The sequence below is a fragment of the Burkholderia sp. AU45388 genome (genome assembly GCF_030481585.1).
GTDB classification, from domain to species: domain Bacteria; phylum Pseudomonadota; class Gammaproteobacteria; order Burkholderiales; family Burkholderiaceae; genus Burkholderia; species Burkholderia sola.
The window spans coordinates 1-26,326 of the sequence record NZ_JAUJPV010000019.1 but is presented as its reverse complement, the minus strand read 5'-3'; the positions used below and the strand labels follow the sequence as shown (position 1 = coordinate 26,326).

The window sequence follows — 26,326 nt, the reverse complement described above, 5'->3', positions numbered from 1 at the left end:
CGGCGAACGTGAAAGGCCGTTCCTGACGGCATCCGGCGCGCCCCGTCGAACGGGCGCGCCGTCGGCTTTTGGCAAGGAGATTCGAACGATGTCCTATACGGAGACGATCGGTCCGCGCACGTACCGCTTCGCGGACCTGAAGACGCTGCTCGCGAAGGCGAGCCCCCTGCGTTCCGGCGATCAGCTCGCCGGCGTCGCGGCGGCGAGCGAGGAGGAGCGCGTCGCCGCGAAGATCGCGCTCGCGGGCGTGCCGCTGAAGGCGTTCCTGAACGACGCGGTGATCCCGTATGAAGACGACGAGGTCACGCGGCTCATCATCGACGATCACGACGCGCACGCGTTCGCCGAAATCTCGCACCTCACCGTCGGCGATTTCCGCAACTGGCTGCTGTCGCCCGCGGCCGACGGCGCGGCGCTCGAACGGATCGCGCCGGGGCTCACGCCCGAGATGGTCGCGGCCGTGTCGAAGCTGATGCGCAACCAGGACCTGATCGCGGCCGCGAGGAAGCGCCGCGTCGTCACCCGCTTTCGCAACACGGTCGGGCTGGCCGGCCGGATGTCGGTGCGGCTGCAGCCGAACCATCCGACCGACGACGTGAAGGGGATCGCCGCGTCGATGCTCGACGGGCTGATGTACGGCTGCGGCGACGCGATGATCGGCATCAACCCGGCCACCGACAGCCTCGCGGCGATCGTGAAGCTGCTCGCGATGATCGACGGGTTCCGCGAGCGCTACGGCGTGCCGACGCAGTCGTGCGTGCTCACCCACGTGACCAACACGATCGCGGCGATCGAGAAGGGCGCGCCGGTCGATCTCGTGTTCCAGTCGATCGCGGGCACCGAGAAGGCGAACGCGAGCTTCGGGATCTCGCTCGCGCTGCTCGCCGAGGCGCGCGAGGCCGCGTTGGCGCTCAAGCGCGGCACGGTGGGCGACAACCTGATGTATTTCGAGACGGGCCAGGGCAGCGCGCTGTCGGCGAACGCGCATTTCGGCGTCGACCAGCAGACCTGCGAAGTGCGCGCGTACGCGGTCGCGCGCAAGTTCGAGCCGTTCCTCGTGAACACGGTGGTCGGCTTCATCGGGCCCGAATACCTGTACGACGGCAAGCAGATCATCCGTGCGGGGCTCGAGGATCACTTCTGCGGCAAGCTGCTCGGCGTGCCGATGGGCTGCGACATCTGCTACACGAACCACGCGGAAGCCGACCAGGACGACATGGACACGCTGCTGACGCTGCTGGGGGCGGCCGGCATCAACTTCATCATGGGGATTCCGGGCGCGGACGACGTGATGCTGAACTACCAGAGCACGTCGTTCCACGATCAGCTGTACGTGCGCGAGGTGCTCGGCCTGCGCCGCGCGCCGGAATTCGAGGAATGGCTGGAGACGATGGAGATCGCCGACGCGCACGGCGCGCTGCGCGCGGCGTCGGCACGCGTGCCGCTGCTCGCGGGCGCGAACGACTGGATGGGGATTTCCGCATGAGCGACGCCGTCGAGAAGAATCCGTGGGCGCAACTGAAGTCGTTCACGAACGCGCGGATCGCGCTCGGCCGCGCGGGCAACAGCCTGCCGACCGCGCCGCTCTTGGCCTTCAACCTGTCGCATGCGCAGGCGCGCGACGCGGTGCATCAGCCGCTCGACGCGGACGCGCTGCGGCGCGAGATCGAGGCGGCCGGCATGCTGCCGACGCTGCGCGTGCAGAGCGCAGCGCCCGACCGCGACCACTACCTGCGCCGGCCCGATCTCGGCCGCAAGCTGTCGGACGACAGCCGCGGGCTGCTGGCCGGCTACGGGGCCGCGCTCGACGACGCGCCCGATGTCGTGTTCGTGGTGGGCGACGGGCTGTCGGCGTTCGCGGCCGCGAAGCAGGCGCTGCCGCTGTTGCAGGCCGTGCGGCCGAAGCTCGACGCGGACGGCTGGCGGATCGGCCCGGTGGTGGTCGCGACGCAGGCGCGCGTCGCGCTCGGCGACGAGATCGGCGAGCTGCTGCGCGCGAAGGTGGTCGCGATGCTGATCGGCGAACGGCCGGGGCTCAGCTCGCCGGACAGCCTCGGCGTGTACCTGACGTGGGCGCCGAAGGTCGGCTGTCACGACGCGCTGCGCAACTGCATCTCGAACGTGCGGCCCGAAGGGCTGCCGCATGCGGCAGCCGCGCACAAGCTGCATTACCTGATGACGCACGCGCGCCGCCTCGGGCTGACGGGCGTCGGGCTGAAGGACGACAGCGACGCGCTGCTGCCGCCGGCGCAAGCGGAGCGGATCGGCGCGACTACCTGAACAGCCGCTCGCACAGGAAATCGACGAACACGCGCAGCTTCGGCGACAACTGCCGGCTCGACGGCCACACGATCGAGAACTGCCCCGGCGCGATCCGGTAGTCGTCGAGCACGGTGACGAGCGCGCCGTGTTCGAGCGCGTCGCGCGCGAGGAAGTCGGGCATGTAGCCGATGCCGAGCCCCGCGAGCACGGCGCCGCGCAGCGCCTCCATGTTGTTGCAGGTCATCGCGGTGCGCAGCGTGAGCGGCGTGCCGTCGTTGGCCGCGAGCGCCCAGTCCTGCAGCTTGCCGGTGGTCGGGAAGCAGTAGCGCACGCAGTCGTGCGCTTCGAGCTCGCGCGGCGTGCGCGGCGTGCCGGCCCGCGCGAGATACGCGGGCGTCGCGCACAGCACGAACGCGAACGGGCCGAGCCGCCGCGACATCAGGCTCGAATCGGACAGCGGGCCGCTGCGGATCACCGCGTCGAAGCCGCCTTCGACGACATCGACCATCCGGTCGTTGAAATCGAGATCGAGCTCGACGTCCGGATAGCGCTGCCGGAACTCGGGCAGCACCGGCAGCAGGAAGCGGTAGCCGATCACCGGCAGGCTCACGCGCAGCTTGCCGCGCGGGCGCTGCGCGGACGCCGTGACGGTTGCCTCCGCGTCGCGGAAATCCTCGAGGATCCGCTGGCAGCGCGCGTAGAAATGCCGCCCCTCGTCGGTGAGCGTCACGCGTCGCGTCGTGCGGTTGAACAGGCGCACGCCGAGCGACTGCTCGAGTTTCGCGATCGTCTTGCCGACGGCGGACGCCGAAATGCCGAGCGCACGGCCGGCCGCGACGAAGCTCAGCGCTTCGGCGGCACGGACGAACGCGACGATGCCGGTGAGGTTTTCCATCGAATCGAACGGTGTGCGGGGCAACGCACGGTAGTTGGCGTGATTGCGGAATTCTAGTCCGTTATATGCGGAGCTTCGCGTGGTTTTTCGCGAATTGAATCCGATTTATCTTCTGTCGCGCTGAGGGCGCATCCGCGCCGGCTTTTTCGAGGAGCGATGATGGATCACCCTGTTTCAGCCGTTTCGGCCCACGCGGCGCGCCGGCGCGCCTGGGTGCTGGCCGCCGTCTGCATGGCCGCGGTCGCGCTGCCGCTGTCGTTTTCGGGCGGCGCGGTCGCGACGCCGGCGATCGGCCGCGACCTGCACGGCAGCCCGGTCGCGATGAACTGGATCACCAACGCATTCATGCTCGCGTTCGGCAGCTTCCTGATGGCGTCGGGCGCGCTGGCCGACCAGTTCGGCCGCAAGCGCCTGTTCGCGATCGGCGTCGGCGGCTTCACGCTGATGTCGGTCGCGCTCGCGTTCGCGCCGTCGATCCTCGCGGTCGACCTGCTGCGCGCCGCGCAAGGGCTCGCGGCGGCCGCGGCGCTCGCCGGCGGCACGGCCGCGCTCGCGCAGGAATTCGACGGCGCGGCGCGCACGCGTGCATTCAGCCTGCTCGGCACGACGTTCGGGATCGGGCTCGCATTCGGGCCCGTGCTCGCCGGCGGGCTGATCGGGCATTACGGCTGGCGCGCGATCTTCGTGACGAGCGCGGTGGCCGGCGTGCTGTCGCTCGCGTTCGGGCTGCCGCGCATGCACGAATCGCGCGATCCGCACGCGACGGGGCTCGACTGGCCCGGCACGATCGCGTTCACGGCCGCGCTGACGCTGTTCACGTTCGGCGTGATCGAGGCGCCCGCGCGTGGCTGGTCGAGCCCGCTCGTGATCGCGCTGCTGGCCGGCGCGGCGCTCGGCGCGTGCGCGTTCGTGACGATCGAGACGCGCGTCGCGCGGCCGATGCTCGACCTGTCGCTGTTCCGCATCGCGCGCTTCGTCGGCGTGCAGGTGCTGCCGGTGTCGACCTGCTGCTGCTACATCGTGCTGCTCGTCGTGCTGCCGCTGCGCTTCATCGGCATCGACGGCTTCAGCGAGATCGACGCCGGCTGGCTGATGCTCGCGATCTCCGCGCCGATGCTGGTCGTGCCGCTCGTCGCCGCGACGCTCACGCGCTGGCTGTCGGCCGGCGTGATTTCCGGGCTCGGGCTGCTGGTCGCGGCGGCGGGGCTCGTGTGGCTCGGCATCGCGCTGCGCGGCGGCGCGGGGCCGGCGGCGATCGCGCCGATGCTCGCGATCGGCGTCGGCGCCGGCATGCCGTGGGGGCTGATGGACGGGCTGTCGGTGAGCGTCGTGCCGAAGGAGCGCGCGGGGATGGCCACGGGCATTTTCAGCACGACGCGCGTGGCCGGCGAGGGGATCGCGCTGGCGATCGTCGGCGCGGTGCTGGCCGCGCTCGCGCAAACGGGGCTCGCGCACGCGGCGGGGGCTGCCGGCACGCCGGACGCGACGCTGCGGGCCGCCGCGCGGCTCGCGACCGGCGATCTCGCGGGCGCGGCTGCCGCGTTGCCGGGTGTCGGCCGTGCGGCGTTGATCGCGAGCTACGCGCACGCGTTCGACCGGCTGCTGACCGCGCTGGCCGTCGTCACGGTGCTGTGCGCGGTGGTGGTGTTCGGGTTTCTCGGCGGGCGGCCGGTTGTCGACGACACGGGCGACGAGGCGGACGGTCACGCGCGGGCCGAAGCGTCGACGCGCAGCAGGAGCGAACCGGCGTGTGCGGAGACGCACGGGCGTTGAGCGTTGCGCTGCCGAGCATCGGTGCTTCGGCATCCCGGCACATCGGCACATCGGGACATCGGCACATCGGCACATCGGCTTTCCGGACTACGCAGCCGCCGCGCCAGCGTCGTCCGTTCATTAAAGCCTCACCCGCCGCGCGTCACGCCAGCACGAGCGGCGGCAGCCCCGCATCCGCGCGCGCCTCGGCGCATTCCACCTCGATCACCAGATAGCGCAACGCATCCGGCCACAGGTGCGCGCGCGCTTGCGCATCCTCGTCGAGCGTCGCGCGGCCCTGCACGAGCCAGGTCGTCTGCCGCACGAAATCGACGAACAGCAGCGCGATGGCCGGATTCACGAGCAGGTTGCCGATCGTGTTGAGCAGGTTGTTGCCCGCGAAGTCGGGCAGCACCAGCGTGCGGCGGTCCGGGATATCGACGAGCGGCGTGAACGAGCCGTCGGCGCGCGGCTGGCGGCCGCGGTACGAACAGTCGGCGTTGCCGGCCGCATCGGCGGTCGCGACGATCAGGAAAACCTGCTCGCGGATGAAGGCGATGGCGTCGTCGGTCAGCGGGCCGCGATCGGTCATGGTGTCGGTCGGCGCGTGCGCCGTGGCGTGTGGATCCGCAACGGGCACGCAAGCGACATGCCACACGGCACGGCGCGCGTGCGCGGGCAGCGCATCGCCGCGCACTGTGGAAATTCCGAACACCGCCCCCCTCGCTGCGCAATCGCGGTGTTCAGAATCGGTACACCGGTCGTGTTGCGGGCATGAACACCGCACGGTGCGAACCCGTGCCGGCCGCGATCGACGTGCGCCCGTTGCCGCCCGTTCCGTTTGGCACGCATGTTGCATGAACGGGACCAGCGCATTCCAACCGGCGCTCTACTCACACAAGCACGATGAACAGGAGACATGTATGAACCCGTTTGACCTGAAACAACTGGGCCTCGACGTCGAATACCCGTACCGTCAGCAATACGACAACTACATCGGCGGCAAGTGGGTGGCGCCGGTGAAGGGCGAGTATTTCGAGAACGTGTCGCCGATCAACGGCCAGCCGTTCTGCCGCATCCCGCGCTCGGGCGCCGACGATATCGAGCTGGCGCTCGACGCCGCGCACGCCGCGCGCCGCAAGTGGGGCAAGACGTCGGTTGCCGAGCGCGCGAACCTGCTGCTCGCCGCCGCCGACCGGATGGAAAAGAACCTGAAGCTGCTGGCCGTGGCCGAGACGATCGACAACGGCAAGCCGCTGCGCGAGACGATGGCGGCCGACCTGCCGCTCGCGATCGACCACTTCCGCTACTTCGCGGGCTGCATCCGCGCGCAGGAAGGCGGCATCTCCGAGATCGACGACAACACCGTCGCGTACCACTTCCACGAGCCGCTCGGCGTGGTCGGCCAGATCATCCCGTGGAACTTCCCGCTGCTGATGGCCGCGTGGAAGCTCGCGCCGGCGCTCGCGGCCGGCTGCTGCGTGGTGATGAAGCCGGCCGAGCAGACGCCCGCGTCGGTGCTCGTGCTGATGGAGCTGATCGGCGACCTGTTCCCGGCCGGCACGATCAACATCGTGAACGGCTTCGGCAAGGAGGCGGGCGAAGCGCTCGCGACCAGCAAGCGGATCGCGAAGATCGCGTTCACGGGCTCGACGCCGGTCGGCAAGCACGTGCTGCGCGCCGCCGCCGAAAGCCTGATCCCGTCGACGGTCGAACTGGGCGGCAAGAGCCCGAACATCTTCTTCGCCGACGTGCTCGACCAGGACGACGCGTTCCTCGACAAGGCGCTCGAAGGCCTCGCGATGTTCGCGCTGAACCAGGGTGAAGTGTGCACGTGCCCGTCGCGGATCCTGATTCAGGAATCGATCTACGAACGCTTCATCGAGAAGGCCGTCGCGCGCGTCGAGCGCATCAAGTCCGGCCACCCGCTCGACCTGCAGACGATGATCGGCGCGCAGGCGTCGCAGCAGCAACTCGACAAGATCCTGTCGTACATCGACATCGGCCGCGGCGAAGGCGCGCAATGCCTGACGGGCGGCGAGCGTACGGCGCCGGCCGCCGATCTCGGCACGGGCTACTACGTGAAGCCGACGATGCTGCTCGGCAACAACAAGATGCGCGTGTTCCAGGAAGAGATCTTCGGGCCGGTCGCGTCGGTGATGACGTTCAAGGACGAGCAGGAAGCGATCGAACTCGCGAACGACACGTTCTACGGGCTCGGCGCGGGCGTGTGGACGCGCAACGGCACGCGCGCGTACCGGATGGGCCGCGAGGTCGAGGCCGGCCGCGTGTGGACCAACTGCTACCACCTGTACCCCGCGCATGCGGCGTTCGGCGGCTATAAGCAGTCGGGCATCGGCCGCGAGACGCACAAGATGGCGCTGTCGAACTATCAGCAGACGAAATGCCTGCTGGTCAGCTACCAGGCCGAGGCGCTCGGGTTCTTCTGATCGCCGAAGCCGTGGCGACGTGTCGGGGCCGGTCGGGCCCGGCACGTCGCGCGGTTCGATTTTCCTGTTCGACAGCCGGCGCCGGACGCGCTTTGTTGCGCAGCCGGCGCCGGCAACGCTGCCGGCCGCCGCGCACGCGTGGCGGCACGGCGCGCCAATGTGTGCGACGACCCCCGGCCCAGCATGGCAGACCTGCCCCGATCCTTTCCGCGTCACCCGGTCTTCCACCCGGGCGAACTCGACGCGCAACACCGCTTCGGCGTCGCCGACGAAGCCGAGCGGATGAGCGACGTCGTGACCACCCGATTGAGCGTCGGCGTGCGGCAGTTCGTCGAATCGCAACCGTTCATGTTCGTCGGCATGGCCTCCGGCGCCGGCGCATCGATGATCTGCGACATCGTGCGGAGCCGGCGCGACGCGAATGGCGATCTGCTGCCGGTGGTGCGCGTGATCGATACGAAGACGCTGCGGTTCGCGTTGCCGGCCGCGCATGACGGCGACGGCGGCCGGATCGACGCGGCCGCCTGCGACGGCCGGGGCGTCGGATTGCTGTTCGTCGATTTCGTGCGCGGCCTGCGCTACCGGATCAACGGTCGCGCCACGCTGCGCGCCGATCTGCCCGAAGCGGACGCGGCGCCGTGGGCGGCGGGCAGCGCGATCGTCGAACTGGCGATCGTGCAGGCCTACGGCAATTGCGGCACGCGGGTCGTGCGGCTGAAGCCGGGCCGGTAGCCGGCCTCCGGGCACGCGCGGCGGCGCGCATGCGCGGTCGCCGCGCGGATCGCACCGGCCGCGTGCGCGGCATGCCGCCTTCGGGTGCGCCCGCATGGCGTGCATCGGCCGGACGGCGTGCAATGGCGGGTTGCGCGCCCGGCCGTGCGGTTCGGCACGGGACTTGCGTGATACGCAGGGTTCCGCGCAGGTGAGGGGAGGACACGATGAATCAACACGTGGCGTATACGGAAGAACCGACCGCCGAGGACACGCGGCGCAGCGCGCTGGGCGACGACGCGTTCGCCGGGCAGGCCGTCGTCAGCGTCGCGCACGATGCGGACGAGCAGGCGCGCAACCTGATCGGCTGGCGGCAAACCTACGACCAGCTCGCGGCCGGCCGCTTCGTCGGCACGCTGACCGAGCTGCCGCTCGACACGATGAAGCTGTTTCGCGAATCGACCAGCCACCTGCTGCGCCAGGCGTGCGAAGTGCGCGGCGACGCGTACTGGTTCGGCATCCCGCTCGTGTGCGACGGCTCGGCGCGCGTCGATGCATGCCGGATCGGCCCCGGCGCGCTCGCGTTCCGGCCCGGCAACGTCGAATTCGAACTCGTGACGCCCGCGCAGTTCTCGATCTACGGCGTCGTCGTGCGCGGCGACGTGCTGCGCCGCTATGCGGAGGAAGTCGAACGGCGCGCGCTCGACGAGCGGCTGTTCACGCAGCGCGTGATGCAGGTCGGCGACGCCCGGCTCGCACGCCTGTGCGCGCTGCTTGGCCGCCGGCTCGACGGCGCGGTGGCGATGGCCGGCCCGCTGCCCGATGCGCAGCGTGACGACCTGCAGGCCGAAGTGCTGGCCGCGCTGTTCGATGCGTGCGCGCAACCGGCGGACGATGGCAGCGGCGCCGCGCCGTCGACGCGCCGCTGGATCGTCGACCAGGCGCGCGATTACGTGCTCGCGCACCGCACGCGGCCGGTCGGCGTGCCCGAGCTGTGCGAACAGTTGCACGTGAGCCGGCGCACGCTGCAGTACTGCTTCCAGGACGTGCTCGGGATGGCGCCCGCGACCTACCTGCGCACGCTGCGGCTGAACGGCGCGCGGCGCGACCTGTGCGGGCGCGCGGCCGGCTCGGTTCAGGACGTCGCGGAGGCGTGGGGCTTCTGGCATCTGAGCCAGTTCGCGACCGATTACCGGCGCCTGTTCGGCAAGCGGCCGTCGGAGACGCTGCGCGATCGCGCGTGAGGGGCGCGGCGAGCCAGGCGGCCGGCGCGGCGCTGGCGGTTCGACCGTTCCGCTTGCCGCCGTGCCGGCTTCGCCCGAGTGGCCGGTGCGAATCCGACGGGATAAGGCGGGCAGCCGAAGCGGCGCCGGTGCCGGTGCGCATGCTGCAGCCGGTTCGATCGTCGCGCTCGCCTCACGCCGCTTCGCTCAGTTGGCCGGCGCTGCCCCGTCGCGCGGTGCGGGCCACGCCAGTGCATCCCAGTCGACCACGCGGTACGCGGCTTCGACCGCCGCCAGATCCTCCGGCCGCTCGCTGCGATGCAGCCCGTGCAATTCGGCCGGCACGTCGAGCGTGACCGGCACGCAATGCGGATAGTCGCGCACGCGCAGCGCCGGCCCGATCGTCGTGAAGCACGCGAGCGTCGGCACGTCGAAACCGTCGGCGAGATGCACGGCGGCCGTGTCCGGCGCGAACAGCAGGCTCGCGCCCTTGACCCACGCGATGAAGCGCGCGGTGTCGGTCGCGTCGCCGCTCACATCCACGTAAGCGGGATGCGCGAGCGGGCCGAATCCCACCACCGGCAGCCCGTACCGCCGCGCGAGCTGTTCCACGAAGGCGACGCGCAGCGCGGGCGGCACGCTGCGCACCGCGGTGCTCGCAGTCGGGCAGAACAGCACGTACGGCCGCTGCCACTCGGCCGGCAGCGCGGGCAGCGATAGTCGCGCGAGCCAGCGGTTGCGCTTCGCGGCAGCCGGCACGGCGGCCGGATCGACGCCGAGCGCATCGAGGAAGAAATCGATCATCGGCAGCCGCGCGAACGCGGGCCAGTACAGGTGATTGCCGACGTCGATGCAGTGCGCGCCGGCAGGCAGCGCTTCGGCGGGGCACGGCAATGCGCGCGACGGCGCGACGACGTCGGCCGCGAGCGCATACAGCGCATCGACATAGCGCGGCGCGCGCGCCGGCCGGTACAGCGTGAAGCGCAGGTGCGCATGGGCCGCACGCAGCGCGGCGACGGCCGTCAGCCCGATCACCGAATCGCCGAGCGTGACGCCCATCCCGTTGATCACGTGCACGTGCCGCGCATCGTCGTAATCGAGCCGGAACGGCCGGTGCGCGGCGTGCAGCAGGCCAAGCGCCGGCGCGGCCGCCGCGTAGCCTTCGGCGCGCACGTCGCCGTATTCGAGGTCGTACGGCGCGACGAGCGTGCCGTCGGGCGCGAGCAGCGTGCCGGGGCAGGCCAGCGCGTCGTCGTGCGACAGTGCGGCGACGGGCAGCGCGGCGCGCATGTCCACCGTCGTCATGCGCCGCGCGCGCGGCGGCCCTGCTCGCGGATCTGTTCGAGCGTCGCGGCGGGCGTGCTGGCGTCCTGCGGGATGCGGATCTCGATCACCGCGGGCCGCCCGCAGGTCAGCGCGCGTTCGAGCGCGAGCGCGAAATCGGCGGTGCGCTCGACCGTCTCGCCATGCGCGCCGAACGCACGCGCATACGCGGCGAAATCCGGATTCGTGAGCCCGGTGCCGTGCACGCGGCCCGGATAGTTGCGCTCCTGATGCATGCGGATCGTGCCGAAATGGCCGTTGTTGACGACGATCGCGACGATGTTCAGCCCGTATTGCATCGCGGTCGCGAGCTCGTTGCCGGCCATCATGAAGCAGCCGTCGCCGGCGAGCGCGACGACGGCGCGCTTCGGGTACAGCGACTTCGCGGCGAGCGCGGCCGGCAGCCCGTAGCCCATCGCGCCGCTCGTCGGCGCGAGTTGCGAACGGAAGTGCCGGTACGCGAAGTGGCGATGCAGCCAGATCGCATAGTTGCCCGCGCCGTTGGTCAGGATCGCGTCGTGCGGCAGGCGCTCGCGCAACTGCACCATCACGTCGCCGAGCTGCACGTCGCCGGGCATCGGCAGCGGCGCATGCCATTCGCGGTACGCGCGGTGCGCGTCGGCGGCCGAGCCGGCCCATGCGGGCCGCTCGGGCGGGTCGAGTGTGGCCAGCGGCGCGGCGATCTCGGGCATGCCCGACACGATCGGCAGGTCGGCGGCATACACGCGGCCGAGCTCGTCCGCGCCCTGATGCACATGGATCAGCGTCTGGCGCGTTTTCGGGATGTCGAGCAGCGTGTAGCCGCCGGTCGTCGCTTCGCCGAGGCGCGGCCCGATCACGAGCAGCAGGTCGGCGTCGCGGATGCGTTTCGCGAGCGCCGGATTGATCCCGAGCCCGACGTCGCCCGCGTAGTTCGGGTGCGCGTTGTCGATCGTGTCCTGGAAGCGGAACGCGCACGCGACCGGCAATTGCCAGCGTTCGACGAAGGTGCGCAGGTTCGCGCAGGCATCCGGCGTCCAGCCGCTGCCGCCGACGATCGCGAACGGCCGCTCCGCGCGCGCGAGCCGCTCGCGCACTTCGTCGAGCTGCGCGGCCGACGGCGCGGCCGCGATGCGTTTCGCGGCCGGCACGACGGGCTGCGGCGCGCACGCGTCGGACAGCACGTCCTCCGGTAACGCGAGCACGACCGGGCCGGGCCGGCCGGACGTCGCGACGTGGAACGCATGGCTCAGGTATTCGGGGATGCGGCGCGGGTCGTCGATCTGCGCGACCCATTTGGCCATCTGGCCGAACATCCGGCGGTAGTCGATTTCCTGGAACGCTTCGCGGTCGAGGTGTTCGCGTGCGCACTGGCCGACGAACAGGATCATCGGCGTCGAATCCTGGAACGCGGTGTGCACGCCGATCGACGCATGGGTCGCGCCGGGCCCGCGCGTGACGAACGCGATGCCGGGGCGGCCGGTCAACTTGCCGACCGCTTCGGCCATGTTCGCGGCGGCCGCCTCGTGGCGGCAGACGACCGTCTGGATGCGGGCGGTGTCGTCCGCGAGCGCATCGAGCACGGCGAGGAAGCTCTCGCCCGGCACGCAGAACACGCGTTCGACGTGATTGGCGAGCAACGCATCGACGAGCAGTCGCGCACCGGTGGTGGCGCGCGGCTCGAGATCCTTGGAATGCGACATGGGCTGCCGTCTCCCTGGGTAGCGGGACGTACAGCTTACGCCGGTTGGCCGGGCGCCGGTACGCCGGCCGCTGAAAAGTGTCGGAACGCTGAGGGGGCGGCGAGGGCGCGTCGGCTTCGATTGGCTGAACGGCCAGCTTGTGCACGCTAGTGCGACAGGGGAAAGTGAGCGCTACGGATGTTCAGCCGGACGCTGAATCGCATGTCGGCGTTCAGCGGTAGCGTTGATGCTGACGCGTCGAGCGGAATGCCATGGAGGCTTATGTACACACATGGATTTACATCTCGGCCCGCATCGGATAATGTACATACAATGTACATCCGGTCGGAGATCGACATGCATACCACGAGGGTATTTCGGAACGGCAACTCGCAGGCTGTGCGTATTCCTGCGGACCTTGCCTATGAGCGCAGCGATATCGAACTGGAAATCGAACGCGTCGGTGACGAAATCCGCATTCGGCCGATGCGGCGGCCTTTGACCCAGGTACTGGAGAAGTTCGCGAAATTCGGGCCTGATTTCATGACAGAAGGGCGTGGCGACCACGAGCAGGCCGAACGCGAGGGTTTGTGATGCCGCGCTTCATGCTCGACACCAACATGTGCATCTATCTGATGAAAAATCAGCCGGAGCAGGTCGCGAGACGGTTTGCGCAGTGCTACACGGGCGACGTCGTCATATCGGCGATCACCTATGCTGAGCTCGAATACGGCGTGACCGCATGCGCGAGGCCTGCCCGGGAGCGCAGCCATCTCGCTGCGTTGATCGAGGATATCCCCGTCGCGCCTTTCGACGTCGCGGCAGCCCAAGCGTATGGTCCGGTCCGGGAGGCCACCCGCGAGCGGAAGAAGGATCACCTCGACAAACTGATCGCCGCGCATGCGGTGTCGCTCGATGTCGTCCTGGTGACCAACAACGAGCGGGATTTCGTCAGCTATCCGGGGGTGCGACTGGAGAACTGGCTGAACGACTAGCGTCGGGCGCCAGGTCCGGCGGCAAAGCAGGGTATCGGGCGGCCCCGCGCCACCGCCGGCTTCCGCATCAGCACTCGACGATATTCACCGCCAGCCCGCCGCGCGACGTTTCCTTGTACTTGGTCTTCATGTCGGCGCCCGTCTCGCGCATCGTCTTGATTACGGAGTCGAGCGACACGTAGTGCGAGCCGTCGCCGCGCAGCGCCATGCGCGCCGCGTTGACGGCCTTCACCGACGCCATCGCGTTGCGCTCGATGCACGGGATCTGCACCATCCCGCCCACCGGGTCGCAGGTCAGGCCGAGGTTATGTTCCATCCCGATCTCGGCCGCGTTCTCGACCTGCTGCGGCGTGCCGCCGAGCACGGCCGCGAGCGCGCCGGCCGCCATCGAGCAGGCCACCCCCACTTCGCCCTGGCAGCCCACTTCCGCGCCCGAGATCGACGCGTTGAGCTTGTACAGGATGCCGATCGCGGCGGCCGTCAGCAGGAAGTCGATCACGCCCTGTTCGTTCGCGCCCGGCGTGAAGCGCGTGTAGTAGTGCAGCACGGCCGGGATGATGCCGGCCGCGCCGTTGGTCGGCGCGGTGACGACGCGGCCGCCGGCCGCGTTTTCCTCGTTGACCGCGATCGCGTACAGGTTGATCCAGTCGATCATCGACAGCGGATCCTGCAGCGCGCGCTCAGGGCTGCCCGTCAGCGTGCGGTACAGCTGCGGCGCGCGGCGCTTGACCTGGAACGGGCCGGGCAGGTTGCCGTCGGCGTCGGGATTGCCGATCCCGCAGCCGCGCGACACGCACGACTGCATCACGGCCCAGATCTTCAGCAGCCCGTCGCGCGTTTCCTCGTCGGTATGCCACGCGCGCTCGTTTTCCCACATCAGCTGCGCGATCGACTTGCCGGTCGACGCGGTCAGCGCGAGCAGCTCCGCGCCGGTGCGAAACGGGTGCGTCATCTGCTCGGCCGCGCTCAGCACCTTGGTGTTCGGCGCGCCGGCCGTCACGACGAAGCCGCCGCCGACCGACAGATAGGTGCGCTCGACCAGCACCGCGCCGTTCGCGTCGCTCGCGCGCAGCTTCATCCCGTTCGGATGTTCGGGCAGCGCCTGGCGGTAGAACGCGATGTTCTCCTTCAGTACGAACGGCACCGGATGCGTGCCGAGCAGCGCGAGTTGCTTCGTCTTGCGGATGGCTTCCAGCCGCGCGTCGATCGTGTCGGGATCGACGGTGTCGGGCGCGTCGCCGAGCAGGCCGAGCATCACGCCGCGGTCGGTGCCGTGGCCCTTGCCGGTGGCGCCGAGCGACCCGTACAGCTCGACCTTCACGTGGGCCGTCGCATCGAGCAGCCCGTCGCGCTCGAGGCCCTGGACGAACATCAGCGCCGCGCGCATCGGTCCGACCGTGTGCGAACTGGACGGACCGATGCCGATCTTGAAGAGGTCAAACACGCTGACTGCCATTTCGATACCTGCCTTGTTATAAGAATGGTGCTAGCGCGCCTGCAATGGCAGGCACGCGGCGAGCCAGGCGGGCGGCGTTGGGGAAAGCTGCTGCGCGACGCGGGCATAGCGCCCGTCGAGCCGCGCGGCCAGATGAAAGAGTTCGGTGGCGTTTTTCGGGTCCCACTGCCCCGTGTAGCCCGGCAAGCCGGCCTCGCGGCGCTTCGCGTCGAACGGCACCGGCGAATTCACGAATTCCTCGTGGGTTTTCTCGCCGAGCGCATACGGCACGAGCCAGTCGAGCGCGGCCTCGAGCGTCGCGCCGTTCGCGCCACGCTCGCGCAGCCAGTTGCGGTTGAAGCGGCGCGCGGCGAGCGCGGCCGTCACGAGCGGCTGCAGATCGTAGACCGCGTAATGCAGCGCGTCGCGTTCCTCGAAATCCCAGGTCTTGCCGTCCGGCCCGATGTTGTCGGCGAGATGCTCGACGAACAGCCGTTGCGCGGCGTTCATCATCTTGCGGTCGCCGAGCGTGAACGCGGACAGCGCGATCAGCTTGATCCGGTGGCTCTGCCAGTTGTTGCGCCACGTGCCGGTGAGCGGGCGCTTCTGCGCGTCGACCCGTGCGACGTAGCCGGCGCCGAGCTTCGCGATGAACGCGGCCGTCGCGTTGCGCGTCTTCACCGGCAGCGCGCTCGCGGTCATGTCGTACGCGACGATCAGGCTCTCGAAGCGCGTCTCGTCGATCGGGTTGAAGCTCGGCTGGTAGATGGAGACCCACGCGGACAGGAAGCGGTCGACGAGCTGAAGGTAGCGCGGCGCGTTCGTCACGCGCCACGCGAGCGCCGCATCGCGCATCAGCTCCATGTCCTTGAGCGCGGCTTCGCTCTGGTCGTAGATGCCTTCATGCGGCAGCGTGCCCTCGGTGTGCACGCGCGCCATTGCCTTCGGCTGCTCGCCGATGCGCGCGTCGACGCTGCGGATCAGCGCCTGCACACCCGGCTCGGCGTGCGTCGTCTCGCTCGACTGCAGCGCCGGCGCCGCGCAGAAATTCATCGCCGCGCGCGCACTGCCGGACAGGCCGAGGCCGGCGGCGGCCAGCGACAGCGATGCGACGAGCATCGGCACGTAGCGGCCTGCGCGCGGGCGCGGCCGCCGCGCCGTTGCACCATGGCCCGGAAACATCGGACGCACCATGCGGAACTCCTTCATTGGCTGGATCGCGTGTGATGTTAGCCGGATTGGCGGGCGAGCGTGAAACGGTTGGCCGGGCGGCGAACGTAAAAACCGCACGCAACCGGTGGCTGCGTGCGGTGGATCACGGTCGGATGCTCCGGTGCGACGCGCGCGTTATGCGTAGTCCGACATCGGCACGCACGAGCAGAACAGGTTGCGGTCGCCGTACGCGTTGTCCGCGCGGCCGACCGGCGGCCAGTACTTGTTCGTGCCGAGCGACGCGACCGGGTACGCGGCCTGCTCGCGCGAATACGCGTGCGGCCATTCGTTCGCGGTGACGACGGCCGCCGTGTGCGGCGCGTGACGCAGCGGGTTGTCCTCGCGATCGGCGCGGCCTTCCTCGACCGCGCGGATTTCCTCGCGGATCGCGATCATCGCGGCGATGAAGCGGTCGAGTTCTTCCTGCGATTCCGACTCGGTCGGCTCGACCATCAGCGTGCCCGGCACCGGGAAGCTCATCGTCGGCGCGTGGAAGCCGTAGTCCATCAGGCGCTTCGCGACGTCGTCGACGCTGATGCCGCTCGTTTCCTTGATCGGACGCAGGTCGAGAATGCACTCGTGCGCGACCAGTCCGCCCGGGCCCGAATACAGCACCGGGTAGTGCGGCGCGAGGCGCTTCGCGATGTAGTTCGCGTTGAGGATCGCGGTTTCGGTCGCGGCGGTCAGGTTCTTCGCGCCCATCATCGCGATGTACATCCACGAGATCGGCAGGATCGACGCCGAGCCGTACGGCGCGGCCGACACCGCGCCGATGCCGTCTTCCGCACGGGCGTAGCCGGTCGAACGCTGGTTCGGCAGGAATTTCGCGAGGTGCGCGCCGACCGCGACCGGGCCGACGCCCGGGCCGCCGCCGCCGTGCGGGATGCAGAAGGTCTTGTGCAGGTTCAGGTGCGACACGTCGCCGCCGAACTGGCCCGGCGCGGTCAGGCCGACCATCGCGTTCATGTTCGCGCCGTCGACGTACACCTGGCCGCCGTGCGCGTGGACGATCTCGCAGATCTCGCGGACGTTCTGCTCGAACACGCCGTGCGTCGACGGATACGTGATCATGATCGCCGCGAGGTTCGCCGAATGCTGCTCGGCCTTCGCCTTCAGGTCGGCGATGTCGACGTTGCCCTGCGCGTCGCACGCGACGACCACGACCTTCATGCCGGCCATGTGCGCGGACGCCGGGTTCGTGCCGTGCGCGGATGCCGGGATCAGGCACACGTCGCGATGGCCTTCGCCGCGCGATGCGTGGTACGCGTGGATGATCAGCAGGCCCGCATACTCGCCCTGCGAGCCCGCGTTCGGCTGCAGCGACACGGCCGCGTAGCCGGTGGCCGCGACGAGCATCTGTTCGAGCTGGTCGATCATCTCGCGGTAGCCGACGGTCTGCTCGGCCGGCGCGAACGGGTGGATGCCGCCGAATTCAGGCCACGTGACCGGCAGCATTTCCGACGTCGCGTTCAGCTTCATCGTGCACGAGCCGAGCGGGATCATCGAGCGGTCGAGCGCGAGATCCTTGTCCGACAGGCTGCGCAGGTAGCGCAGCATTTCGGTTTCGGAATGGTGGCGGTTGAACACGTGGTGCGTCAGGTACGCGCTCGTGCGCTCGAGGCCGGCCGGCAGCGCGGCGACGCCGCCGAGGCCCGAGTCCAGCGCGTCGACGGCCGGCGCGGTGCCGCCCGCGGCCTGCGCGAACACGTCGAGGAGATCGGCGAGGTCGTCGCGCGTCGTCGTTTCGTCGACCGATACGCCGACTTGCGTGTCGCTCACGCGGCGCAGGTTGATGCGCTTCGCCTTCGCGAATTCGTGGACCTGCGCGGTGCGCGCGCCGGTGTCGATCGTCAGCGTGTCGAAGAACGTGTCGTTGACGGTCGCGAAGCCGAGCTGTTTCACGCCGGCCGCGAGCAGCGCCGCGATGCGGTTCACGCGCAGCGCGATCGTCTTCAGGCCGTGCGGGCCGTGGTAGACCGCGTACATGCTGGCCATGATCGCGAGCAGCGCCTGCGCGGTACACACGTTCGACGTCGCCTTCTCGCGGCGGATGTGCTGTTCGCGCGTCTGCAGCGCGAGGCGCAGCGCGGGCTTGCCCTGCGCGTCGACCGTCACGCCGACGAGGCGGCCCGGCATCTGGCGCTTGAATTCGTCGCGCACGGCCATGTAGGCGGCGTGCGGGCCGCCGAAGCCCATCGGCACGCCGAAGCGCTGCGTGTTACCGATCGCGACGTCCGCGCCCCATTCGCCGGGCGGCGTCAGCACGGTCAGCGCGAGCAGGTCGGCCGCGACGACCACGTGGCCGCCGGCCGCGTGGATCGCGTCGGTGAGCGCGCGGTAGTCGCGCACGTCGCCGTTCACGCCCGGGTACTGCAGCAGCACGCCGAACGCGTTCGCTTGAGCTGCTTCGGCGGCCGGGCCCGTCTTCACGTCGATGCCGATCGGCAGCGCGCGCGTGCGGATCACTTCGAGGGTTTGCGGCAGCACGTCGTCGGCGACGTAGAACACGTTCGACTTCGGCTTGCCGGTGCGCTGCAGCAGCGTCATCGCTTCGGCCGCGGCGGTGGCTTCGTCGAGCAGCGATGCGTTCGAGATCGCGAGGCCCGTGAGGTCGGCGACCATCTGCTGGAAGTTCAGGAGCGCCTCGAGGCGGCCCTGGGAAATTTCGGGCTGGTACGGCGTGTAGGCCGTGTACCACGCCGGGTTTTCGAGCACGTTGCGCAGGATCACGGCCGGCGTGTGCGTGTCGTGATAGCCCTGGCCGATATACGAGCGGAACACCTGGTTCTTGTCCGCGAGCGCACGCAGCGCGGCGAGCGCTTCGGCCTCGCTCTTTGGCTGCGCGAACGGGCCGAGCGGCAGCGTTTCGGCGCGGCGGATCGAGGCCGGGATCACGGCGTCGATCAGCGCGGCGCGCGACGCGAAGCCGAGCGTGTCGAGCATGGCCCGCTGGCTGGCGGCGTCGGGGCCGATGTGGCGTTCGGCGAACGCGTCGTGCGTTTCGAGCGCGGCGAGCGAGAGGGGCGTGCGGTTCATCAGGCGGTCCGGGTGTTCGAGCTTCATGGCGTGACTCTGGTCCCGCGCGGGCCGGCTGCCCGGCCGCGCGCGGTTCGGGTAGGGAAATTAGTCGATCAGCTTGCTGTAGGCGTCGGCGTCGATCAGCTTGTCGGTCGATGCGCCGGCCGCGAGCTTGATCTTGAAGAGCCACACGCCGTATGCGTCGCCGTTCACGTCTTCCGGCGAGTCGGTGGCGGCTTCGTTGATGGCGACGATCTCGCCGGACACCGGCGAGTAGATGTCGGATGCGGCCTTCACCGATTCGACGACGCCGACGGCGTCGCCCGCGTTCACCGACTTGCCGACTTCGGGCAGTTCGAGGAAGACGATGTCGCCGAGCGTGCTCTGCGCGTGATCGGTGATGCCGACCGTCAGCGTGCCGTCCGCCTCGGTGCGGATCCACTCGTGTTCGTCGGTGTATTTCAGATCGGCCGGGACGTTGCTCATCGGATGCTCCTGGATAAAAGGGTGTGTTCGTTTTGCTGGCGCGCCGCCATGGTGCGCCGGATGGGGTTGCGCCGGGCGCCATCTCCCGGCAGGCCGGGAAGCGGCGCCGGCCGCCTCCCGGTCGTTACGCAGCGAGGACCTTGCCGTTGCGCACGAACGGCAGTTTTACCACGCGCGCGGGAAGATTCTTGTCACGAATTTGCACCTGGACGGTGTCGCCGATCTGGACGGCCGTCGGCACGCGTGCGAATGCGATCGATTCCTGCATCGACGGCGAGAACGTGCCGCTCGTGATCTCGCCTTCGCCGTGCGGCGTGACGACCTTCTGGTGCGCGCGCAGCACGCCGCCCGCCTTGCCGTTTTCCTTTTGCAGGATCAGGCCGACGAACGCGGCGCGCGTGCCGTTGGCTTCCAGCGCGGCGCGGCCGACGAAGTCGCGCGGCGCGGTGAGGTCGACCGTCCACGCGAGGCCCGCGTCGAGCGGGGAGACGGTGTCGTCCATGTCCTGGCCGTACAGGTTCATGCCGGCCTCGAGGCGCAGCGTGTCGCGCGCGCCGAGCCCGCACGGCCGCACGCCGTTTTGCTGGAGGGCATGCCACAGCGCTTCGACGTGCACGGCCGGGACGATCACTTCGAAGCCGTCTTCGCCGGTGTAGCCGGTGCGTGCGACGGTGAGATCGCCGAACGGCGTGCCGGCGACCTGCGCGGCGTTGAACGGCTTGAGCTCGCTGGTGGCGGCGCGCGCGGCGGGCACCGTCGCCCAGACCTTTTCGCGGGCGTTCGGGCCCTGCACGGCGACGATCGCGAAATCGCGGCGCGGCGCGATCGTCAGGCCGTAACCGCCTTGCTCGTTCAGCTGATTGAACCACGCGATGTCTTTCTCGGCGGTGCCGGCGTTGACGACCACGCGGAAGAATTCCTCGGTGAAGTAGTAGACGATCAGATCGTCGATGACGCCGCCCTGCGGGTTGAGCAGGCACGAGTAGAGCGCCTTGCCGGGCGTCTTGAGCTTGCCGACGTGGTTCGCGATCGCATGTTCGAAGAACGCGCGCACGCGGCTGCCGGTGAAATCGACGACGCACATGTGCGACACGTCGAACATGCCGGCGTCGGTGCGCACGGCTGCGTGTTCTTCGATCTGCGAGCCGTAGTTGACGGGCATGTCCCAGCCGCCGAAGTCGACCATGCGGGCATTGAGCGCGCGGTGCGCGGCGTTGAGCGGGGTGTGATTCAGTGCAGTCATCGAGGCCTCAGGCAAGGCGCTTGCGCGCGGATCAGAACGGCCATGTGCCGACCGCCGCGGCCGATGGCCTCGAGCGATCCGGTACATGCCCCTCTGTCCTCGATACCTGAGAGATTGCGCTGCGGGCAAAGCCCGGCGAACGCGCGCCCCTTCGGTGGGCAGCTTGCCCGCGCAGCCAAGGCGCTGCGGGCTACTGCCGCTCTCCAGAGTGCGGGGAGCGTGGTGCTCCCCGACGCGGTCGGTCCTTTTGCCTGAGAGTTTGCGGGTGTGCCCCTTCGGCGGCGCAACCGGTGTCGCAACGACCCGGTCACACGCTCTCCCGACGCGTGCGGGCGACTGTACGCGAGCGGGTGGGCATTGTCAATTTGAGCAAAAGAATGTCGCTTCGCGACAAGCGGCGGCAGCCGGCGCCGCCGCTTCATCCGCGCCGGCAGGCGCCGGCGCGTTACTCGCCGATCGCGCGTGCGGCCGTGTCGAGCTCCTGGTTCAGCACCCGCTGCTCGTCGCCGGACAGGCCGCCGTTGTGCTGGGCCGACATGTCGTTCGCTTCCCGGCGGATCACGTCGAGGCGGTGGTGCAACTGGGCGCCATACGGCGGCGGGTAGTAGCCGCCGTTCACGCGCGCGTCGATCCGGCGATGCAGGTTGTCGATCCGGCCCTGGACCTCCTGCAGGCGGTCGTTCGCGACGACCTGGGGATTCGGTCGCGGCGGTGGAGGCGTCTGCCGGGCCGGCCGCTGCGGCTGCACGATACAGGCCGCGAGCGAGGAAACCAGGACGCAGCATGCCGCTGCGCGAATCAACCGTTGCATCACATTCTCCTGACGGATAAGTGTCGAATCGACTTTTTGAGAAACGCGTCAGACCGGGCGACCGCTGACTTTCGTTCCCGCACTATTTGTAACGGAATGTTGGGGGCCGGGCCGGCGGGCCGGCGGGGCGGCGGCCGCGGTGCCGCCGCCCGGCGCGTGGCGCGGGATGGCGGCCGGGTCTGCGCGGACCGGCCGGCTGCCGTCAGACGATACGGCGCACGAACGGCACCCGGCGGCCGTCGTGTTCGCTCTGCGCGGCGAGCTCGATGATCGTCATCACGTCGACCGCGTCCTGCGGGGTGACCGGGAACGGCGCGCCGTCGCGGATCGACGCGGCGAGCGCGCGGTAGAACTCCGCGTACTGGCCGTCGAGCGTCGGCACGGGACGCTCGACCTCGACGTCGCCGTCGAGCACGCGCAGCAGGCCGGGCGGATTGCCGCCGCCGAATTCGACGTCGTCCGCGGTGAGGCCGGCCTTGAGCTGGTCTTCCTGCGTGTCGAGCCCGAACTTCTGGTAGCTGCCGCGCGTGCCGTGCAGCGTGAAGCGCGCGGGCTCGATCGCCGATAGCGCGCTTGCATGCAGCGCGACGTCCTTGTCCGGATAGCCGAGCAGCAGGTGCACGAAGTCGGGCGCCGTGCCGTTGTCGCGGCGCGTCTTGACGGTGGCGCTCACCGTTTCCGGCGTGCCGAACAGCGCAAGCGCCTGGTCGATCAGGTGCGGGCCGAGGTCGAGCAGCAGGCCGCCGCCGCGGGCCGGTTCCTCGCGCCAGCGCGTGCGCGGCGTCGGCCGGAAGCGGTCGAAGTGCGACGCGAAGTAGGTGAGGCGGCCCAACTCGCCCGATTCGACGACGCGGCGCACGGTGAGGAAATCGCCGTCCCAGCGACGGTTGTGGAACGGCGCGAACAGCCGGCTGCGCGCGTTCGCGAGCCGCGCGAGCGCGAGCGCCTCGTCGGCGGTGAGCGTGACCGGCTTGTCGACGACCACGTGGCGGCCCGCTTCGAGCACCTGGCGCGCGAGCGTGAAGTGCGTGTCGTTCGGCGTGGCGATCACCACGCATTCGATATCGTCGAGGCCGAGCAGCGTGTCGAGATCGGGGACGATGCGCGCGCCCGGATACGCGGCGTGCGCGCGATCGGACTGACCCGTCGCGATCGCGGCGACTTCAGTGCGGCCGCTCGTGGCGATCACGGGCGCGTGGAACGTCGCGCCGGCGAAACCGAAACCCATCAAACCAATCCTGAGCAATGACGACATGGCAATTCCTGGCTGCGAAGGAAACTAAAGGATGGCGCGCCGGAGCGGCGCGAAGACGACCGGCTATTTTGGCATGGCGCCGCTGCCTGCACAGACGCGTCGGGCAAAATGCGCGAAGTGATGCGGCGGCTGCGCAAGGAGTGCCGGCATTTGCGCGGGATCGGACGCTGGGCGCCCGACCGGCTGGCTTTCGGCTCGGGGCTCGCGGCTCTGTTCGCGGCTTTCGGCGCTGCGCGTCGTGCGACGAGCCGTGGCGGCCAACCTGCCGCCGGAGAGCGTGCCGCATCATGCGCCCACCCGCTGCCGCACGGCCGCCGCCACCTGCGCGGCCCATGCCGCGCACGCGGCTGCGCCGGGATGGAAGCCGTCGGCGGCCATCAGATGACGCTCGAGCGGCAGGTCGACCCGCAGGAACGCGCAGTCCGGCTGCGTGCCGGCCCAGCCGGCGAGCGCCGCGTTGAGCCGCTTCGCGCGCAGGCCGAGATACCACGCGAGCGGCTGCGGCAGCGCCGGGAAGCGCTCCATCGGCGGCACCGCCGACAGGATCGCGTGCCCCACCTGGAAACGCGCGGCGAGCAGCCGCACCAGCTCGGCCTGCTGCGCGAGCCAGCGTGCGGGCGGCACGCCGCCCGTCACGTCGTTGACGCCGAGCGACGTGACCGCCACGTCGAACGGCTCGGCCGGCTCGGCGGCGAGCCAGTCGACCAGCTCCCGCGTGGTCAGGCCGGTGCGTGCGAGCAGTTTCCAGCGCACGCGGTGCGTGGCCGCCAGCGCGTTCGCCAGTTGCCCGCTGAGCGCGTCGTCTTGTGTCGCGACGCCGACGCCCGCGGCGGCCGAATCGCCGACCACCAGCACGCGCAGCGGCGGGCCGTCGCCGGCCACGCCTTCGCGTGGGCCGGCCGCCTCGGGTAGCCGCGGCGTGACGCGGCGCACGTAGCGTCCCTGCGCGAACAGCAGCGGGCCGAGGACGGCAGTGGCGAACGGGTATCCCATGAGGTCGATCCGGTGACGATTCAGGCGAGTTGAAGCGGGCCGGCGCGGGTGGTGCCGGGGGAGTGCGTATTGTGTCCGATCGCGGCGCCGACGGGGCCAGATTGGCCGAACGGACAGGCGCGACCACGCCGAACGAACAGGCGGCGCCCGCCCGGCAAGCCTGCCCGCGCCCGTCAGGCGGCGCGCCCGAAATACGCGCCGCCGACGTGTTAACATGCGCGTCCTGCCCGCGTGTCCGCCTGCTTCGCCAGCCTGTCGCGCACGGCATCCTCCCGGCGTTCCGCCGTCAACCAGCAACACCATCCGCCATCATGTCCGCAGGCCTGAATTCCGCTCAGAATGAAGCGGTGCGCTATCTCGACGGTCCCTGTCTCGTGCTCGCCGGCGCGGGCAGCGGCAAGACTCGCGTGATCACGCAGAAGATCGCGCACCTGATCGAAGCGAAAGGCTTCGAGCCGCGCCATATCGCCGCCGTCACGTTCACGAACAAGGCGGCCGCCGAAATGCGCGAGCGCGTGTCGAAGCTGCTGGAAGGCAAGACGCTCACCACGCCCGGCAAGGAAGGCCGCAAGGTGCCGGTCAACCAGCTCACCGTCTGCACGTTCCACTCGCTCGGTGTGCAGATCCTGCGCCAGGAGGCCGAGCACGTCGGGCTGAAGCCGCAGTTCTCGATCATGGATTCGGACGACTGCTTCGGGATGATCCAGGAGCAGCTCGGCACGACCGACAAGGGGCTGATCCGCAAGATCCAGAGCATCATCTCGCTGTGGAAGAACGGCCTGATCATGCCCGACGAGGCGATGGCGATCGCGGCCAACGAGGACGAGCACCAGGCCGCGCTGGTCTACCGCAACTACGTGGCGACGCTGCACGCGTACCAGGCGGTCGACTTCGATGACCTGATCCGCCTGCCGGCCGAGCTGTTCGCGAAGAACGAGCCGGTGCGCGACCGCTGGCAGAACAAGCTGCGCTACCTGCTGATCGACGAATACCAGGACACCAACGCGTGCCAGTACGAGTTGCTGAAGCAGCTCGCGGGCCCGCGCGCCGCATTCACGGCGGTCGGCGACGACGACCAGGCGATCTACGGCTGGCGCGGCGCGACGCTCGAGAACCTCGCGCAGCTCGGCAAGGATTTCCCGAAGCTGCACGTGATCAAGCTCGAGCAGAACTACCGGTCGACGGTGCGGATCCTGACCGCCGCGAACAACGTGATCGCGAACAACCCGAAGCTGTTCGAGAAGAAGCTGTGGTCCGAGCACGGGATGGGCGACTCGATCACCGTCACGGCGTGCAACGACGAGGAGCACGAGGCCGAATCGGTCGTGTTCCGGCTGTCCGCGCACAAGTTCGAGCGGCGCGCGCAGTTTCGCGACTACGCGATCCTGTATCGCGGCAACTTCCAGGCGCGCATCTTCGAGCAGGTGCTGCGGCGCGAGCGGATCCCGTACGTGCTGTCGGGCGGCCAGTCGTTCTTCGACAAGGCCGAGATCAAGGATCTGTGCGCGTACCTGCGGCTGATCGCGAACGCCGACGACGATCCCGCGTTCATCCGCGCGGTCACCACGCCGCGCCGCGGCATCGGCAACACGACGCTCGAGGCGCTCGGCTCGTTCGCGGGGCAGGCGAAGGTATCGCTGTTCGAGGCCGTGTACATGGGCGGCATCGAGGCGCGGCTGTCGGCGCGCCAGGTCGAGCCGCTGCGGATGTTCTGCGACTTCATCCAGCGCCTGACCGAGCGCGCGGACAAGGAGCCCGCGACCGTCGTGCTCGACGACATGATGGAGGCGATCCACTACGAGGCGTACCTGTACGACGCGTTCGACGAGCGGCAGGCGCAGTCGAAGTGGCAGAACGTGCTCGAATTCCTCGAATGGCTGAAGCGCAAGGGGACCAAGCCCGAGACGGAAGCTGTCGACGGCGAGGCCGAGGGTTTCCACAACGCGGACGGCCTCGCCGACACGGGCAAGAACCTGCTCGGCTTGATCCAGACCGTCGCGCTGATGTCGATGCTCGAGGGCAAGGACGAGGATCCGGACGCCGTGCGGCTGTCGACCGTCCATGCGTCGAAGGGGCTCGAGTATCCGCACGTGTTCCTGGTCGGCGTCGAGGAAGGCATCATGCCGCACCGCGGCGGCAGCGAGGACGACGGCCCGATCGACAACGAGCGAATCGAGGAGGAGCGCCGGCTGATGTACGTCGCGATCACCCGCGCGCAGCGCAGCCTGCACCTGAACTGGTGCAAGAAGCGCAAGCGGGCGCGCGAGACGGTCGTGTGCGAACCGTCGCGCTTCATCCCGGAGATGGGGCTCGACGAAGCGCCGCCGCCGACGCCGGAAGAAGCGCCGATGTCGCCGAAGGATCGGCTCGCGAGCCTGAAGGCGTTGTTGCAGAAGTGACGGGGCGCCGCCGCAAGCACGATCGCGCGACGAACCGGCGGCACCAAAACGAAACCCCCGCGATGCGCGTGCGTCGCGGTAATGCCGTTCAGTTAAGAACTGAACGGCATTTTTGTTTTGGGTGTTGTAAACGGTGATGGAGGCTGTTAACCTGCGTCGCCATGCTTGATGACACCCTGAATTTTCTCGCTGAAGAACAGGA

21 protein-coding genes and 2 riboswitches are annotated in these 26,326 nt (G+C 69.5%); of the genes, 9 read left to right on the top strand and 12 right to left on the bottom strand.

The window, feature by feature from the left end:
- The first annotated feature begins 88 nt into the window (after window positions 1-88).
- Entirely contained in the window at window positions 89-1,486 is a 1,398-nt protein-coding gene (locus QZM72_RS25645; RefSeq protein WP_301739546.1) for an ethanolamine ammonia-lyase subunit EutB, read from the top strand.
- Window positions 1,483-2,280, top strand: a complete 798-nt coding sequence (eutC, locus tag QZM72_RS25640; RefSeq protein WP_089466337.1) for an ethanolamine ammonia-lyase subunit EutC — start codon at window positions 1,483-1,485, stop codon at window positions 2,278-2,280. Before QZM72_RS25645 ends, eutC begins: the two co-directional genes overlap by 4 nt.
- Here the strand turns inward: eutC and QZM72_RS25635 are convergent.
- Window positions 2,273-3,157, bottom strand: a complete 885-nt coding sequence (locus QZM72_RS25635; RefSeq protein ID WP_301739545.1) for a LysR family transcriptional regulator — start codon at window positions 3,155-3,157, stop codon at window positions 2,273-2,275. The two genes, eutC and QZM72_RS25635, sit on opposite strands and share 8 nt — an antisense overlap.
- A gap of 159 nt (window positions 3,158-3,316) precedes the next feature.
- On the opposite strand from QZM72_RS25635, the gene QZM72_RS25630 reads away from it, so the two are divergent.
- Window positions 3,317-4,930, top strand: a complete 1,614-nt coding sequence (locus QZM72_RS25630) for an MFS transporter (RefSeq protein ID WP_301739544.1) — start codon at window positions 3,317-3,319, stop codon at window positions 4,928-4,930.
- 142 nt (window positions 4,931-5,072) lie between these two features.
- Here the strand turns inward: QZM72_RS25630 and QZM72_RS25625 are convergent, their stop codons facing one another.
- The gene (locus QZM72_RS25625; RefSeq protein WP_089466445.1) at window positions 5,073-5,501 is read right to left on the bottom strand and encodes a pyridoxamine 5'-phosphate oxidase family protein; all 429 of its coding nucleotides are present in this window, start codon (window positions 5,499-5,501) and stop codon (window positions 5,073-5,075) included.
- Window positions 5,502-5,832: 331 nt separating this feature from the next.
- On the opposite strand from QZM72_RS25625, the gene QZM72_RS25620 reads away from it, so the two are divergent.
- The 3 genes from QZM72_RS25620 to QZM72_RS25610 all read left to right on the top strand — a co-directional run bounded on the left by QZM72_RS25620 (window position 5,833) and on the right by QZM72_RS25610 (window position 9,314).
- Window positions 5,833-7,359, top strand: coding sequence for an aldehyde dehydrogenase family protein (locus tag QZM72_RS25620; protein WP_089466340.1), 1,527 nt, complete (start codon window positions 5,833-5,835; stop codon window positions 7,357-7,359).
- A 183-nt stretch (window positions 7,360-7,542) separates the two neighbouring features.
- Window positions 7,543-8,091, top strand: coding sequence for a hypothetical protein (locus QZM72_RS25615; protein ID WP_301739543.1), 549 nt, complete (start codon window positions 7,543-7,545; stop codon window positions 8,089-8,091).
- A gap of 206 nt (window positions 8,092-8,297) precedes the next feature.
- Window positions 8,298-9,314 carry a helix-turn-helix domain-containing protein gene (locus QZM72_RS25610; RefSeq protein WP_301739542.1) on the top strand — a complete coding sequence of 339 codons (1,017 nt, stop codon included), beginning with the start codon at window positions 8,298-8,300 and terminating at the stop codon, window positions 9,312-9,314.
- A gap of 186 nt (window positions 9,315-9,500) precedes the next feature.
- Here the strand turns inward: QZM72_RS25610 and QZM72_RS25605 are convergent, their stop codons facing one another.
- Together QZM72_RS25605 and QZM72_RS25600 are read right to left on the bottom strand one after the other, a co-directional pair.
- Window positions 9,501-10,598, bottom strand: coding sequence for an ADP-heptose--LPS heptosyltransferase (locus QZM72_RS25605; protein ID WP_301739541.1), 1,098 nt, complete (start codon window positions 10,596-10,598; stop codon window positions 9,501-9,503).
- Entirely contained in the window at window positions 10,595-12,298 is a 1,704-nt protein-coding gene (locus tag QZM72_RS25600; RefSeq protein WP_301739540.1) for a thiamine pyrophosphate-binding protein, read from the bottom strand. Before QZM72_RS25600 ends, QZM72_RS25605 begins: the two co-directional genes overlap by 4 nt.
- 336 nt (window positions 12,299-12,634) lie before the next feature.
- Here QZM72_RS25600 and vapB point away from each other — a divergent pair, with 336 nt between their 5' ends.
- A complete protein-coding gene (gene vapB / locus QZM72_RS25595) occupies window positions 12,635-12,871 on the top strand; it encodes a type II toxin-antitoxin system VapB family antitoxin (protein WP_012327630.1) in 237 nt (78 codons plus the stop codon).
- Window positions 12,871-13,272, top strand: coding sequence for a type II toxin-antitoxin system VapC family toxin (locus QZM72_RS25590; protein WP_301739539.1), 402 nt, complete (start codon window positions 12,871-12,873; stop codon window positions 13,270-13,272). The genes vapB and QZM72_RS25590 overlap by 1 nt, the downstream gene beginning before the upstream one ends.
- Window positions 13,273-13,339: 67 nt before the next feature.
- Here the strand turns inward: QZM72_RS25590 and QZM72_RS25585 are convergent, their stop codons facing one another.
- The 8 genes from QZM72_RS25585 to QZM72_RS25550 all read right to left on the bottom strand — a co-directional run bounded on the left by QZM72_RS25585 (window position 13,340) and on the right by QZM72_RS25550 (window position 23,725).
- Window positions 13,340-14,728: an L-serine ammonia-lyase gene (locus QZM72_RS25585; RefSeq protein WP_089466346.1), complete on the bottom strand. Its 1,389-nt coding sequence runs from the start codon at window positions 14,726-14,728 to the stop codon at window positions 13,340-13,342.
- Between the two features lie 30 nt (window positions 14,729-14,758).
- Window positions 14,759-15,889, bottom strand: a complete 1,131-nt coding sequence (locus QZM72_RS25580) for an alginate lyase family protein (RefSeq protein WP_301739594.1) — start codon at window positions 15,887-15,889, stop codon at window positions 14,759-14,761.
- A 165-nt stretch (window positions 15,890-16,054) separates the two neighbouring features.
- On the bottom strand, window positions 16,055-18,982 hold the full coding sequence (gcvP, locus tag QZM72_RS25575) for an aminomethyl-transferring glycine dehydrogenase (RefSeq protein ID WP_301739538.1): 2,928 nt from the start codon (window positions 18,980-18,982) through the stop codon (window positions 16,055-16,057).
- Between the two features lie 60 nt (window positions 18,983-19,042).
- The gene (gene gcvH / locus QZM72_RS25570; protein WP_089466348.1) at window positions 19,043-19,423 is read right to left on the bottom strand and encodes a glycine cleavage system protein GcvH; all 381 of its coding nucleotides are present in this window, start codon (window positions 19,421-19,423) and stop codon (window positions 19,043-19,045) included.
- Window positions 19,424-19,547: 124 nt separating this feature from the next.
- Entirely contained in the window at window positions 19,548-20,666 is a 1,119-nt protein-coding gene (gcvT, locus tag QZM72_RS25565; protein ID WP_301739537.1) for a glycine cleavage system aminomethyltransferase GcvT, read from the bottom strand.
- Window positions 20,667-20,749: 83 nt separating this feature from the next.
- Window positions 20,750-20,883: riboswitch (glycine riboswitch) on the bottom strand.
- Window positions 20,884-20,894: 11 nt separating this feature from the next.
- A riboswitch (glycine riboswitch) is annotated at window positions 20,895-20,998 on the bottom strand.
- Between the two features lie 113 nt (window positions 20,999-21,111).
- Complete coding sequence (locus QZM72_RS25560) at window positions 21,112-21,477, bottom strand: hypothetical protein (protein WP_301739536.1); 366 nt, start codon at window positions 21,475-21,477, stop codon at window positions 21,112-21,114.
- Window positions 21,478-21,679: 202 nt separating this feature from the next.
- Window positions 21,680-22,732, bottom strand: a complete 1,053-nt coding sequence (locus QZM72_RS25555; RefSeq protein WP_089466351.1) for an oxidoreductase — start codon at window positions 22,730-22,732, stop codon at window positions 21,680-21,682.
- 285 nt (window positions 22,733-23,017) lie between these two features.
- Window positions 23,018-23,725, bottom strand: coding sequence for an SGNH/GDSL hydrolase family protein (locus QZM72_RS25550; RefSeq protein ID WP_301739535.1), 708 nt, complete (start codon window positions 23,723-23,725; stop codon window positions 23,018-23,020).
- A gap of 311 nt (window positions 23,726-24,036) precedes the next feature.
- Here QZM72_RS25550 and QZM72_RS25545 point away from each other — a divergent pair, with 311 nt between their 5' ends.
- Window positions 24,037-26,124 (top strand): UvrD-helicase domain-containing protein, encoded by a 2,088-nt coding sequence (locus QZM72_RS25545; protein ID WP_301739534.1) that lies wholly within the window; start codon window positions 24,037-24,039, stop codon window positions 26,122-26,124.
- The last annotated feature ends 202 nt before the right edge of the window (window positions 26,125-26,326 follow it).